Source organism: Paenibacillus sp. FSL K6-1230, from assembly GCF_038002385.1.
In the GTDB taxonomy this organism is placed as follows: Bacteria; Bacillota; Bacilli; order Paenibacillales; family Paenibacillaceae; genus Paenibacillus; species Paenibacillus massiliensis.
In genome coordinates, this window is record NZ_JBBOCK010000001.1 from 2,639,526 (window position 1) to 2,653,046 (window position 13,521).

Consider the following 13,521-nt stretch of genomic DNA (forward strand, 5'->3'; position numbering starts at 1 on the left):
CTGCTATAAGTGGAGGGATATCTTGATGCAAATGAAGCTACACCAGCCCTTGGATTATGCGCGTCATATATGGTCAGATCGGCCTGCAACTGTATGGGAGGAGGCTTATCCCTTGGGAAATGCGACGTTGGGAGCCATGGTATTTGGCGATGTGCAGCAGGAACGCATTGCACTGAATGAGGATAGCCTCTGGTATGGTGGGCCAAGGGACAGGAACAATCCGGATGCGCTTGCTCATCTGGAGGAGATTCGCACACGGCTGCGAGACGGACAGCTAAAGTCTGCCCATCAGCTCGCTGCGATGGCGCTGTCAGCCGTACCTGAGAATCAGCGTCATTACACACCCCTGGGAGATTTGAAGCTGACCTTCGACAGTGAAGGACAGGAGCCAGAACATTATCGAAGGGATCTGGATGTTCGTGAGGGCATAGTGACAGTAGGTTATCAGGTAGGGGACAGAGCATTTAGGCGGGAGCACTTTGTAAGTCACCCGGATCAAGTCCTTGTTATCCGATTCACGGCCTCCACGTCAAGAGCCATTGGATTCACCGCGAGACTAATGCGCGGGCAGAAGAATCGATACTTTGATGAAAATGTGAAGCTGGAAGAGAACACACTCATGATGCGCGGGCATGGTGGTGGCGAAGGGGCTGTGCATTTTCGTACGGGGCTGCGAGTCATAGCTGATAGTGGCACTGTAAGGCTGATTGGCGAGCATTTGGTTGTGGAGCATGCAGATCAGGTCACATTGCTTCTGGCAGCCGCTACGACTTTTCGGCATCAGGACCCCGAGGCGTGGGTCATGGAGCGACTTGCCCAGGCCGCAGGGCAGAGCTATGAAGCTCTGCAGCAGCGTCATATCAAGGATGTCAGTGTACTGATGGATCGCGTGGAGCTTAAGCTGTCTGCGGCGCAGCAATCCACGGCAAATGATCTACCGACAGCCGAGCGGCTGGAACGTCTCAAGCAGGGGGAGACGGATATGGGGCTAGTTCCTTTGTACGTGAATTATGGACGTTATTTGTTAGTGTCCTCCAGTCGCCCAGGTTCTCTGCCTGCGAATCTGCAGGGCATCTGGAATGAGCATATGCAGCCACCATGGGATAGCAAATATACGATCAACATTAATACCCAAATGAACTATTGGCCGGCAGAGCCTGGCAATCTGGCAGAATGCCATGAACCGTTGCTGGAGCATATTGAACGGATGAGGGAGCCGGGCAGACATACCGCGAAGCTGATGTACAATTGTGGTGGCTTCGTGGCGCATCATAATACGGATATATGGGCAGATACAGCTCCTCAGGATATCTACCTGCCGGCGACACATTGGCCGATGGGTGCAGCATGGCTTAGTCTTCATTTGTGGGAGCATTATGAATATGGAAGAGATCAAGCGTATTTGGCTGATGTGTATCCGACACTGAAGGAAGCGGCCGCTTTCTTTGAGGATTTTCTGACCGAGACTGACAACGGTGAACTGGTGACGAATCCTTCCGTATCCCCGGAAAATAGGTACATCTTACCTGACGGTACCTCAGGCACGTTATGCATCGGTCCGTCCATGGATAGCCAAATATTGCATGAGCTATTTAGCGCTTGTATTAAGGCGGCTACCGAGTTGGAGATGGATCAGCAGCAACAGAAGGTATGGCTTCAGCTTCGAGAACGACTACCTCAGCCGAAGGTAGGCAAGCATGGCCAGATACAGGAATGGGTGGAGGATTACGAGGAGGCAGAGCCTGGTCATCGCCATATCTCGCAGCTGTTCGCGCTTCATCCGGGTACTCGCTTCACAATTCGGGATACGCCAGCGTGGGCAGAGGCTGCCAAAGCTACGTTGAAGCGCAGACTTGCATATGGTGGGGGGCATACCGGCTGGAGTCGGGCCTGGATCATTAATTTCTGGGCACGACTGGAGGAAGGGGAGCTGGCACTAGAGAATATCATGGCTCTGCTGGCGCAGTCGACGCTACCTAATCTGCTCGATAATCATCCTCCCTTCCAGATTGACGGCAACTTCGGTGGCACAGCAGGGGTGCTGGAAATGCTGCTACAAAGCCATGCCGGCTGCATTCACCTCCTGCCAGCCTTGCCCACAGCCTGGGCCGATGGGGAGATACGTGGCTTGCGAGCACGTGGGGCAGTAGAGGTGGATATGTGCTGGAAGGCTGGGACTCTCGTACATGCTGTCCTCCGCCCGCATCAGGACGGGGAGATTCGTATTCGTGTGGCAGGTGCTGAAGGGCTGCGACTACAGGAGCAATCGGAATGGAGGATACTGCCGGCTGAAGGGCCAGAGTTGCATCAGCAGCAACTACAAGAGCGGCAACCACAAGGGCAGCAACAAAAGTGGATTAAGATACCACATGGCCAAGTGGAAGCTGATACAATTGTATTCAAAGCAAAGGCAGGCAGAGAGTACATGCTGACCTCCTAGAGCATGAACCAAATCTGATTTCAAGCTGAATGGTGTAGGAATAGTTGCTGTTAGCTGAAATCAGGCAAGCCCTAAAGAGGTGAAGCCCTAAAGAAGTGAAGCCCTAAAGAAGTGAAGTACCCCTTATAGGCTCGCCGTTCCTATTAGCTATCTTCATGGAAAAGAGTAGAAGTTTTAACTTCCTTTCATGGTAACGAATAACATAGTACTAATAACATAGTATGGATAACATGGTAAGAATAATATGGTACGAAATACGTAGAAAAGTCCGATGACCCTCATGAAGTGGGCATCGGACTTCCGTGTTAATTTAGACAAGACATAGTCAGCGTACTACGTAAAATCATCAATTAGAGTCGAAGCGGATCAGTGCAGCTCCATGTGAAGGCACTCGCAGCGTGTAAGAGCCATCCGCGCCAGCCTCTAGCGACTGTCCTGACCATAGCTCCCGTGCTTGGCAGAGTCTAGCGAGGCCCAGTTGTTCTGCTGTGACAGAGATGTGCTGCTCCAGCTCACCTATGTTGAACAGAGCGGCATAGCTTTCGCCCTTTGCCCCGTCAGCTCCCCATATGACTTCATGCTGATCACGCCGGATCAGGCGTGCATTGCTGCTTGTGCTATGCATCTGAAGCATCTCACGGTTCGTCAGTAGCGCCAAGGTCCAATCGTCATTGTCCCGCAGCTCACCGCCGAAGAAGAGGGGAGAGCGGAAGATGCCCCATAGCGTCATCATCGTCAATTGCTCGTCACGGGTAAATCGGGTCCAGCGGTCTGACCCGCCGCCATCCACGGAGCGGATACCAATATGTCCGAGTGGCAGCATGTCACAGTCAGGCCATGCCCCGTCGCCAGAGATTCCTTGCCACGTCTCGCAACGATCGAACATATCCAGCAGTTGCGGCCACTGGTCCCAGAAATCATCCGTGAGCCGCCACATATTCGTATGAGCTGTCAGCGCTTCGGCATACTGTATGGGCGCGGGGCCGGGAGACAAGCTCAGCACCATAGATCGCCCGCACTGGTCAATTGCTTTGCGGATGAGCTCAATCTCTGACAGATGGGTGTCGTATAGCTTGGAGGCAGCAATATCGTCTATCTTGACGAAGTCGACACCCCATGATGCATAGAGCTCGAACAAAGAGTTGTAATACGCTTGCGCTCCATCCTTGTCGGCATTTACCCCATACATGTCGGTATTCCATGGACAGATGGAGTTGGTATGTGCGATATCCCTCGCGGTAGCGGTGGTACCGAGGATTGGTGTCGCGGCGTGCGCGGCCTGTCTCGGAATTCCACGCATAATATGAATTCCGAATTTGAGACCCAGACTATGGATGTAATCAGCCAGAGGAGCGAAGCCGACACCACCCGCCGCAGAGGGAAAACGATTCTCTGCTGGCATGAGGCGGGAGTAGGCATCCATCTCTAGCGGTACGAATGGGCGATAAGCAGAGGATACGGCTCCGGGCTCGTACCATTGGATATCTACAACGACATACTCCCAGCCGTACTCCTTGAGCTGATCAGCCATATATTCGGCATTGGCCCGCACTTCTGCTTCCGTAACGGCTGCACCATAGCAATCCCAACTGTTCCAGCCCAGCGGTGGCACCGGGGCGACTTGTTGAAGCGTCATGAGATCAAGTCTCCTTTAACGGTCAATTTGAATAGATTTATGCCTACCAGCGACTTCCATCCGGTGCCGGACAATAAGCAGCCTGAAGCTTTGCCTTAATATGCATCAGGCAGCCACACCAACGGCAGGTGGTGCCGAATTGAAAGGCTTCGCAGCCCTGGCAGGCCTGCATGCGCTGTTCATACTGGGTCTCATCTACTACCTTGATCTCCTTGACGTTCATCTTGCCGAAGAGAGTCTCAATGTCCTCTGCGGAGAGATGCACGCTGGCAGTGCATCCCTTGCAAATGGTGGATACATCGGTATTCGGATGGCGTGTGCTCATATTTACCCCTGCTCCTGAAGACGGAGGGTGACGACGGAGGCGGCTGGTAGCGTAATGACCCATTGATCCTCCTCACGACGGAAGGCAGTGAATTCGGCAGGTGTGACTCGCTCGGGCTCAGTGAATGTGTTGTGTGCCTGCAGGGTATCAGCCTGAATGATCGTTCCACTGATGATGCTGGCGGCGCTTCCTCGCAGATCACAGCGCAGCTCTGTAGCATCGGCATGGTGCAGATTGCATAGTGACAGGTGGATGCGACCCTCCGCATCTCTGGAGGCTGATGCACTAATCTGATCAATGGATTCGCCCTCCATCTCATAGGCGGAGGATTCCAGCACCGTATCGAGGCGCTCTGCGTCTTGGTGAACCTTGTACATATGAAGAATATGATATGTTGGCGTTAGCAGCATACGTCCGCCCTCGGTGAGGATGACAGCCTGCAACACATTGACGAGCTGAGCAATGTTGGCCATTTTCACACGATCATTATGCTGGTGGAAAATGTTCAGGTTAATCGCTGCTACGAGCGCATCACGCTGAGTGTTCTGCTGGTACAGGAAGCCTGGATTCGTGCCTGGCTCCACGTCATACCAGGTGCCCCATTCGTCAACGATCAAGGCCACACGCTTCTCGGGGTCATATTTGCTCATCACTGCATCGTGTCGTACGATCAGCTCCTCCATGTAGAGGGTGTTCTTGAGCGTCTTGAACCACATGTGCTCGTCAAACTCGGTGGAGGAGCCCTTGGAGCCTACCCAGCTATTGGTTGGAAGAGTATAGTAGTGCAGGCTAAGCCCATCGAACATCGTTCCAGCCTGACGCATGAGCACATCGGTCCACTCATAATTATCCGAGTTAGGACCACAAGCAATTTTATAGACTTTCTCAGGTCCATAATCTCTGACGTAGGAAGCATAATGACGATACAAGTCTGCATAATATTCCGGTCGCATATTGCCACCGCAGCCCCAGTTCTCATTACCAACTCCGAAATATTTCAGCTTCCAGGGCTCCTCACGACCATTCGCCTTGCGCCAATCCGTCATCGGGGATTCCCCATCGAATGTCATGTACTCCACCCATTCGGCCATCTCGCGTACCGTCCCGCTGCCCACATTCCCGGCAATATAAGGCTCGGCACCAATCAACTCGCAGAATTGAAGAAATTCATGCGTGCCGAAATGATTATTCTCCACGACTCCGCCCCAATGAATGTTGATCATCCGCTTGCGTTGCTCATAAGGACCGATTCCATCCTTCCACAGGTACGCATCAGCGAAGCATCCACCCGGCCAGCGCAGCACCGGAATGTCAAGGGCGCGCAGTGCCTCAATGACATCGGTACGCATCCCATCTACATTAGGAATTGGTGAATCGTGACCTACCCAGATCCCTTCGTAGATGCAGCGTCCCAAGTGCTCAGCGAAATGTCCATACAGATTACGATCAATGATTCCTTTGGTAATGTCAGCATTTACAATTAGCTTGTTCATCCTTCAGCAGCTCCTTTAATAACGATTTCTTGATTGTGGTGGTCAAGTATTCCATAATAAAGTAGAAAACGGTTACAGGAAGTGGCGAGTGGCAGGTTGATAAGAGAAGATGATAATGTAATTAAATGAGTTAATTCGTTGATGCCGTTCATTAATGCAGTTCGTTGGTAGCATAGACCACTTTGGTAACAAAATCATTACGTTAATAATATTTATATAAATTATGCTCTTATCATAATCACTCCCTTGCCGTTTTGCAATGTGGAATTTGGTGATTTACGGCCCGAATATCATCATTTATCCGCTCTTTTTGATCACAAAACCGTCCTTTACCGCGCCGGCTTCACCCTCACCAGGAATTATAGGTTACTTTAGGGATAGGTCTACAGCAGAGCATATTGGCGGTAATGTATCAAGCATCATTTGCTGTGGAGCCTTTCGGTCATAGAATTGTTGTTGCTGGCAAAGCCCTTGCGGTGACATGAGGCTATTGCAGTCTATAAGCAGCGCTATGTCTTCTACTAAGAGAGGCTGCCTAAGCGAGCTTCAGGAAGTTGAGTGTTCACTATGAAAAATGAGAGAGGAAGATGAGCATGACAGTCGGAGTACTTGCGCATTTATTCGGAACACATTCGTATCGGGAATTGGCAGCGAGAGTTGGAGGAGCAGGCTTTACTCATATTCAGCTAGCGCTCTGGAAAGCCGTGAACGATGTGGATTTCAGCAAGCCTGGCAAGTTCAGCCCAGGACTGGCATTGTCCATGGCGGACGCATTCCAGAAGGAAGGAGTCCGTATATCTATTTTGGGTTGTTATCTTCATTTTTTTCAGAGAGATCGGGAAGCACTGCGTGAAAATATTGAGCGCTGTAAGGAGCTCATCCGTTATGCCCCTATGCTGGGGGCACCCATTGTTGCATTTGAGACAGGCAAACCCACGGCTGGAGACGACAGGGATGAGGACTGGAAGGTGTTGAAGGCAACGGTGGAGGAACTGGTTGAGGAAGCCGAGCGCTGGGGAGTAATTGTCGGGATTGAGGCAGCTAACGATCATCTGGTCGGTACAGCAAAGGAATTACATCAACTCCTGCAGGAGGTCCCTACCTCCCAGATCGGGGTCGTCATCGACCCAGGTAATCTGCTGACCGCTGACAATATGAGCAGGCAGGATGATGTGATTCGTGAAGCCTTCGACCTGCTGGGTGACCGCATAGTCGCTGGTCATGCGAAGGATCGCATTCTCACGGATAAGACCGCTGGCGAGCAGGGAATCGAGACGGTTGCTGCAGGGCTGGGCAGCATGAATTATGAGCTGTATCTGGAGCTCCTGCATCAGTACAAGCCGGAGGCTTATATCATCATGGAAGAAGCGAATCCGGGCCGAATGGCTGCATCCAAAGCCTATATTGATGAGATTCGGGAGCGGGTACGGTTGGCTGCGAGGGCGTAGGGCAGCAGCATTTTTGGCGACAATTCCGCTTATCACAAAATCCCCTGTCCAGACAACTGTTTGTTGTATAGCCTGGCACAGGGGATTTTTGGTTTGTACAAGATATTATGTACAAGATATGGGGTTAACGAAGTGTTCCAGCGATCACTATCCATCAGCCCGTGTATTAGCGATCAAAAATCATGTGTAGGCTCAGCTCCAGTCTAGCGTTTTGGTGAGAAGCCTTCCTCCTGCAAATATTCCTCGGCTTCTTCTCGGGATTCTGCTGCCATCTCCAGCTGAAGTCCTGCCTGAATCAACCACAGCCCCTCCTCACAGGTCAGTGTTAAGGTATGACCCTCGTCGTCCATCCAGATCTCGACATCTTCATTGCTTTCTTGTGCTGTCAGCTCGTCCGCTTCTGTACCAGACTCGGAAGAGGCGTTCAGTCCCGTGGACAAGCTGCTCTCTGCAATCGGCTTGCCCGAGAGTGAGGCTATGGACGCTGCGATTAGCTGTCTCAGCGCATCGGCAGTAAAATCTCGAATATTCACCAGACCTTTATCATTCGTATCATAGCCGTCCAACTGACCGGCATATACAAAGCCGTTTCCATTCGGATGAATGTGATAAGCTACGATCGTCTTTTCATAAATGCTGTCTTCATAGTGGAAATTGACTCTTCCCAGCGAGACGTCCCTTCGTGTCAGCTCACGAAAGGATTGCAGCAGTTCAATTTTGTCGGCAAAAGTTAACATATGTCCTCCATCGTTAGGGGTGTGTCCCTAATTCAAATGATTTGTTCTGTACAAGATCGTGCTATACACCATGATCTACCGTCTGTGATTGTATCATAAATACACCCGAATTGCTGTGGATGTCGAATGCTAGCTGGCTGGTAGCGCTTGTGGTACAATGTGGTTACTCACAGCTGACATATGGTTAAGGCCCGTGGAGCTACGCGCCTGCTGTCCTTCATATGCCGGATGCTGAACTACATATTCTACTTGAGGTGATAATTATGAGAGAAGGACTTGCAGAAGCTCTGAATGAGCAAATGAATTTTGAATTCTATTCCGCTCATGTCTATATGGCCATGGCAGCCTACTGCTCCAGCGAAAGCCTGGAGGGGTTTGCTAATTTCTTCTTGGTACAAGCAGAGGAAGAACGCTTTCATGCAATGAAGCTGTATCGCTTCTTGAATGATCGTAACCGTCGTGCGACACTGACTTCCATGCCGGACCCGCAAAATGAATACAAGTCCATGCTGGACGTATTCGAGCACGGCTATGCGCATGAGCAGCAGAACACAAAGCGATTCTATAATTTGGCTGACTTGGCGTTGGATGAGCGCGAGCATGCTACGATGTATTTCCTGAAATGGTTCATTGATGAGCAGGTAGAGGAAGAAGCATTGTTCGACGGCATCATCTCCAAGCTGAAGCGCATCGAGCAGGACAGTAATGCTTTCTATGCGCTGGATGCTGAATTTGCGACACGCTCTTTCACACCACCAGCCGAGTAAACTACATTCTCATACCACGGATTGTACAGACGACAGCCCCGCGAACGTAGATGCTCAATGCGAGCATACCTGCGATGCGGGGCTTTTATGCATGTCAGATGTTTATCAGTTACATATTAGTTACGAATTAGTTACGTATTAGTTACGTTCCAATTGCACATGGGTCCCTACAAAGGCTAATCATCGGTGTCGGATATGAGGAATCCTGCTTGTTGGAGCACTGTGTAGGCTTCGTCAATGAGTACCGGGTCGGTGGCTGAAAGCGTATGCAAGTGGATGCCATTAGTCAACTCGGATAGATAGGCTGCCTGCGTGGAGCGGATTTTCCGAAGGAAGCCCTGTACCTGCTGTCTCGTACTGACTCGAATCGGTGCGACCAATTCACCATAGACTGGATGCTCGACGATAACATCCTGAACAGTGACGCCTAGATCCACAATCAGATTCAGCTCCTCCTCGGTACGCTCGGGTCCATGCTGGACAGCGACAATACGCTCGAACCGCTGTGCTGTAAGCTCGGGCTGTCCCATGTAAATATATCCTTGGCTCGTCGCCATCACGGGTTCATTTCTTGCCTTCAGCAGGGAGATATCCTGCACAATCACTTGTCTGGACACGGAGGCCCGCTGAGCCAGCTCATTTCCGGTCAGAGGAGAATCCTTCTTGAGCCATTGTAGCAGTTGCTCACGTCTTTCGGCCCCAGTCAACCGGGTCAACTCTGTGTTGTCCGGAGCCCCGGATTCCGCACCAGTCGTGTCATGGTCAGAAGAGTGAGGTGTGTTGTTCAAAGCATCCCTTGGTGTGCTCTGAGCCGTTGCTTGATTCATCATTTCAGTCGTACTTTGATTCGTAATACTGCTCGCATTTCTGGCGTTGTTTCTCACGCTATGATTAGCTGCATGTGGCTCCACGTTGTGTGCAGAATTTTCAGTCAATTGTACTTCCCCTCTCTGATCTATTCCCACGTCTATTAGTGAGGTCCTCCAGAACATCCAGCAGTTTATAAATGTCTTCTGCCGTAGTTGTTCTTCCCATGGACATACGCAGGAAGTGAAGCGCATTCTCGGGAGGACCTGCAAGAGCTGTAATGCTTGGTGAAGGCTCCTGATAGCCTGATGCACAGGCGCTTCCCGTAGATACACAAATTCCTTTACGGTTACATTCTAGCATAACATACTGCGCTTCATATCCGTAATAGTAGAACCCTGTAATGTGCGGAACGAGGGGGACTGGAGACGTCACCATGAGCGGAGTCTGCTCTGTGTGAGCAGGATGAGCGACAGGCTGTAGAGGAAGGCCACGCTCACGTGCTTTACGGAAGAAGAGGGTACGTAGCTCCTCATAGCCCCTGCCTAGCTGTTCGATGTGGGGCATAAACGCTTCGGCTGCAGCCACAAATGCTGCAATCCCCGGTGTATTGACCGTCCCTGGACGAAACCCACCTTCGTGATTCGTACCAGGAAACACCGGTCTCCAGTGTACACCTGGGCGAATATAAGCCGCGCCTACTCCCTTGGGTCCGTATATTTTGTGGCTGGAGATGGAGAGTGCATCCACACCTAGCTCCTGCACATTGATCGGTATTTTGCCGAAGCTCTGTACAGCATCTGTATGCAGTATAATTTCACGTTTCTTCAATAAAGACGAGAGATCGGCCAGGCACTGAACTATGCCCGTCTCTGAATTGGCATGCTGAATGGATACCAGCCCTGTATTGTCCCGTAAATGAGACATTAAAGCCTCAGGTGTAATCAGTCCCCGCCGATCCGGTTCCACAATCGTAACCTCATAGCCTATTCCTGTTAAGTATTGAGTCAGGCTGCGAATGGAGGCATGCTCCACTGATGTTGTGATGAAGTGGCGCCGTGAGGGAGGGAGCCCTTGGAGTAGGCTTTGAATGATGAGATGATTCGACTCCGTCCCCCCACTAGTAAAGTAAATACCTTCTGTCTCCGCGCCCAGAAGCTCCCCAAGCTGGGCTCGGCAGTAATCCACGATGTGCTGTGCTTGCCCACCTGTATCGTGAAGACTGCGTGTATTGCCATACACCTCAAGACTGACCGCTCGATAGGTCTCCAATGCTTCCTCACTCATGGGCGTCGTTGCCGCAAAGTCCAAATAGGTCATGTGAAATCTCCTTTTCGTTCAACAAAACTCTTGTGCTAATTGTATTGTTGTGTAAAGATAGGTGTCAAGACACATGTAATGACATTAAGGGGGGAGTGTATTGCAGCAACCGCAACGTAAGATAATCATCATTGGTTCAGGAGCGGCAGCCTTGTCGCTGGCAACGGCTCTGCCGGAGCACATCCATCTGACCGTGATGGCGAAGGCTGCCGTAGGCCGCAGTAATTCTGCACTCGCTCAAGGCGGGATCGCAACCTCTTATGCTGAAGGAGATACAGTGCAGGCCCACATACAGGATACGCTGACGGCCGGATGCGGTCATAATGATGTACGTGCTGTGACGGAGATCATTCATGAAGGGAAAGTGATCGTGGAAGAGCTACTTGCTCAGGATTTTCCCTTTGATCGAGATGAACTGGGGAGTGTGAAATTAGGGAGGGAAGGAGCCCATTCTGCACATCGGATCTTCCATGCCGGAGGAGATGCTACCGGGCGTCGTCTCGTGGAGTATTTGCAGCTTCATCTGCGGCGGCAGGTTGAGCTACTTGAGCACACCACGGCACTGGAGCTGCTGCTTGATGAGGCAGGCCACTGCAAGGGTGTTCTTGCGAAGGACCGCGAAGGTAATGTTGACTCCTATGCGGCGGATGCGGTGGTCATTGCAGCTGGGGGCTGCGGGGAGCTGTATGCCTGTCACACCAATGATAAGACAGTGACGGGAGATGGGCTGCTAATGGCCTACTGGGCAGGCGCAGAACTGGCTGATCTAGAATTCATGCAATTTCACCCGACCTTGCTAGTGCATGAAGGCACATGCTATGGCCTTGTGTCGGAGGCCGTACGAGGAGAGGGCGGTACATTGGTTGATGAGACGGGCCGGGCGATACTGAAGGGGCGTCACCCGCTGGGGGATCTGGCTCCCCGTGATATTGCGGCACGCATCATGCTGAGTGAGCAGCTTGAAGGCCATCGGATCTATATGGATATCCGAAACTGCGCGAGCTTCAGCGAACGTTTTCCGACCATTGCCAGCCTCTGCGAGCATGCAGGTATTCGACTGGAGGAAGGAAGAATTCCTGTCTCTCCGGGGATGCACTTCATGATGGGTGGCATTGTGACAGATGAGCATGGTGCAACGGCTGTGCCAGGATTATACGCGATCGGTGAGGCAGCCTGCACAGGTCTGCATGGGGCCAATCGACTGGCCAGCAATTCGTTGCTGGAAACTTTAGTCACAGGCCGAAGAGTGGCTCGCCACTTAGCTGAAGAAGAGGCATGGCAATTCGGACAATCGTCTGCTAGTGAGCCAAGAAAAGGGCATAAAGGCAATCCTTCAGACCCCTTTAATGTGCAGGTGCGTATGATTGAGGTGCCAGAGCTTACGAGACAAGAGCTGCAACGGCGAATGACAGCTTATGCATCCATTGCTCGTACCCAGGGTGAGCTGGAGCAGCTAAGGAATTGGCTGGATAGTAGACCCCGAATGCTTAAGAATGTGCACAATATCACAAATGAAGAGCGTGAGCTGACCAACCTATGGATGCTGGCCAAAATGGTCACTCGGTCCGCGCTGCTACGGGAAGAGAGCCGCGGAGCGCATTTTCGCACGGATGTTCCAAACAGTCAGGCATCTTGGAGGGGACGTCAGATTATTCACCAGCAAGGTGATATCAAGATTAGAACGAATGAGAGGATCATGGAGACATGGAACGTTTACAGCTAAGAAAAATGCTGGAGGCCTTTTACCTGGAGGATATCGGTAGCGGTGATTGTACCTCGGAGGTCATTTTCGACGGGCAGCACGGTAGAGCCATTATTCATAGCAAGTCGAACGGGATCTTTGCGGGGGGACAGATCATCACGGAGGGCTTCAGGCTGCTGGACCCGGACATTCAGGTTGAATTACGGAAGCAAGATGGCGAGGGGGTTAGCCGTGGGGAGTACATTGCCAGCATGGAAGGGCCGGTTGCCGCACTGCTGACCGGAGAACGTGTCATCCTGAATCTGATTCAGCGGATGTCCGGTATTGCGACAATGACCGCGCACGCCGTGGGTTCCCTTAATGACCCTAGCATTCGTATCTGCGATACAAGGAAGACGACACCAGGTATAAGGATGCTGGAAAAATATGCGGTACGTGCAGGTGGAGGCTTCAATCATAGGCAGGGTCTGTATGACGGGATTATGATCAAGGACAATCACATTGCTGCCTGTGGCTCCATCACCAAGGCGGTGGAGCGAGCCCGCAGTGCTGCAGGGCATATGATGAATATCGAGGTGGAGATTGAGACAGAGGAGCAGCTACATGAGGCGATTGCAGCCAGCCCGGACATTATCATGTTCGATAACTGCTCTCCGGATAGTGTACGCAGATTCGCCGCCCTCACCCCGGAGCATATTGTCACCGAAGCATCCGGTGGAATCACCATGGATACGTTGCCTGCATACCGAGGCACGGGTGTTCATTATATATCACTTGGCTTCCTGACTCATTCGGTGCAGAGCTTGGACATTAGCATGGATATTACAGATTCAGAGGAGGAATGAC

11 protein-coding genes are annotated in these 13,521 nt (G+C 51.6%); 5 read left to right on the forward strand and 6 right to left on the reverse strand.

Annotation, left to right across the window (positions count from 1 at the left end; all coding sequences use genetic code 11):
• Positions 1 to 25 precede the first annotated feature (25 nt).
• Positions 26 to 2,440, forward strand: coding sequence for a glycoside hydrolase family 95 protein (locus MKX74_RS11725; protein ID WP_341178468.1), 2,415 nt, complete (start codon positions 26 to 28; stop codon positions 2,438 to 2,440).
• A 346-nt stretch (positions 2,441 to 2,786) separates the two neighbouring features.
• Here the strand turns inward: MKX74_RS11725 and MKX74_RS11730 are convergent, their stop codons facing one another.
• Genes MKX74_RS11730 through MKX74_RS11740 form a run of 3 tightly spaced genes read right to left on the reverse strand, consistent with a single transcriptional unit; the run spans position 2,787 to position 5,894 of the window.
• Positions 2,787 to 4,076 carry a glycoside hydrolase family 27 protein gene (locus MKX74_RS11730; protein ID WP_341178469.1) on the reverse strand — a complete coding sequence of 430 codons (1,290 nt, stop codon included), beginning with the start codon at positions 4,074 to 4,076 and terminating at the stop codon, positions 2,787 to 2,789.
• A gap of 43 nt (positions 4,077 to 4,119) precedes the next feature.
• The gene (locus MKX74_RS11735; protein WP_341178470.1) at positions 4,120 to 4,401 is read right to left on the reverse strand and encodes a DUF6171 family protein; all 282 of its coding nucleotides are present in this window, start codon (positions 4,399 to 4,401) and stop codon (positions 4,120 to 4,122) included.
• Positions 4,402 to 4,403: 2 nt separating this feature from the next.
• Positions 4,404 to 5,894, reverse strand: a complete 1,491-nt coding sequence (locus MKX74_RS11740; protein WP_341178471.1) for an alpha-N-arabinofuranosidase — start codon at positions 5,892 to 5,894, stop codon at positions 4,404 to 4,406.
• A gap of 593 nt (positions 5,895 to 6,487) precedes the next feature.
• Here MKX74_RS11740 and MKX74_RS11745 point away from each other — a divergent pair.
• Complete coding sequence (locus MKX74_RS11745) at positions 6,488 to 7,342, forward strand: sugar phosphate isomerase/epimerase family protein (protein WP_341178472.1); 855 nt, start codon at positions 6,488 to 6,490, stop codon at positions 7,340 to 7,342.
• 203 nt (positions 7,343 to 7,545) lie between these two features.
• Here the strand turns inward: MKX74_RS11745 and MKX74_RS11750 are convergent, their stop codons facing one another.
• Positions 7,546 to 8,079: a hypothetical protein gene (locus MKX74_RS11750; RefSeq protein WP_341178473.1), complete on the reverse strand. Its 534-nt coding sequence runs from the start codon at positions 8,077 to 8,079 to the stop codon at positions 7,546 to 7,548.
• A 263-nt stretch (positions 8,080 to 8,342) separates the two neighbouring features.
• On the opposite strand from MKX74_RS11750, the gene MKX74_RS11755 reads away from it, so the two are divergent.
• Positions 8,343 to 8,846, forward strand: a complete 504-nt coding sequence (locus MKX74_RS11755; protein ID WP_025681031.1) for a ferritin — start codon at positions 8,343 to 8,345, stop codon at positions 8,844 to 8,846.
• 176 nt (positions 8,847 to 9,022) lie between these two features.
• Here MKX74_RS11755 and MKX74_RS11760 read toward each other — a convergent pair whose 3' ends face one another.
• Positions 9,023 to 9,562, reverse strand: coding sequence for a transcription repressor NadR (locus MKX74_RS11760; protein WP_026280951.1), 540 nt, complete (start codon positions 9,560 to 9,562; stop codon positions 9,023 to 9,025).
• A gap of 211 nt (positions 9,563 to 9,773) precedes the next feature.
• The gene (locus MKX74_RS11765; RefSeq protein WP_341178474.1) at positions 9,774 to 10,973 is read right to left on the reverse strand and encodes an IscS subfamily cysteine desulfurase; all 1,200 of its coding nucleotides are present in this window, start codon (positions 10,971 to 10,973) and stop codon (positions 9,774 to 9,776) included.
• 100 nt (positions 10,974 to 11,073) lie between these two features.
• Between MKX74_RS11765 and nadB the strand changes: the two genes are divergently transcribed.
• Together nadB and nadC are read left to right on the forward strand one after the other, a co-directional pair.
• Positions 11,074 to 12,696: an L-aspartate oxidase gene (gene nadB, locus MKX74_RS11770; protein WP_341178475.1), complete on the forward strand. Its 1,623-nt coding sequence runs from the start codon at positions 11,074 to 11,076 to the stop codon at positions 12,694 to 12,696.
• Positions 12,678 to 13,520 (forward strand): carboxylating nicotinate-nucleotide diphosphorylase, encoded by an 843-nt coding sequence (gene nadC / locus MKX74_RS11775; protein WP_341178476.1) that lies wholly within the window; start codon positions 12,678 to 12,680, stop codon positions 13,518 to 13,520. The genes nadB and nadC overlap by 19 nt, the downstream gene beginning before the upstream one ends.
• Position 13,521: the final 1 nt, after the last annotated feature.

Excerpts from the sequence above, each read along its gene's own strand:
- MKX74_RS11725 (WP_341178468.1), top strand. The coding sequence starts at position 26 with ATGCAAATGAAGCTACACCAGCCCTTGGATTATGCGCGTCATATATGG.
- MKX74_RS11730 (WP_341178469.1), bottom strand. The coding sequence starts at position 4,076 with ATGACGCTTCAACAAGTCGCCCCGGTGCCACCGCTGGGCTGGAACAGT.
- MKX74_RS11735 (WP_341178470.1), bottom strand. The coding sequence starts at position 4,401 with ATGAGCACACGCCATCCGAATACCGATGTATCCACCATTTGCAAGGGA.
- MKX74_RS11740 (WP_341178471.1), bottom strand. The coding sequence starts at position 5,894 with ATGAACAAGCTAATTGTAAATGCTGACATTACCAAAGGAATCATTGAT.
- MKX74_RS11745 (WP_341178472.1), top strand. The coding sequence starts at position 6,488 with ATGACAGTCGGAGTACTTGCGCATTTATTCGGAACACATTCGTATCGG.
- MKX74_RS11750 (WP_341178473.1), bottom strand. The coding sequence starts at position 8,079 with ATGTTAACTTTTGCCGACAAAATTGAACTGCTGCAATCCTTTCGTGAG.
- MKX74_RS11755 (WP_025681031.1), top strand. The coding sequence starts at position 8,343 with ATGAGAGAAGGACTTGCAGAAGCTCTGAATGAGCAAATGAATTTTGAA.
- MKX74_RS11765 (WP_341178474.1), bottom strand. The coding sequence starts at position 10,973 with ATGACCTATTTGGACTTTGCGGCAACGACGCCCATGAGTGAGGAAGCA.
- nadC (WP_341178476.1), top strand. The coding sequence starts at position 12,678 with ATGGAACGTTTACAGCTAAGAAAAATGCTGGAGGCCTTTTACCTGGAG.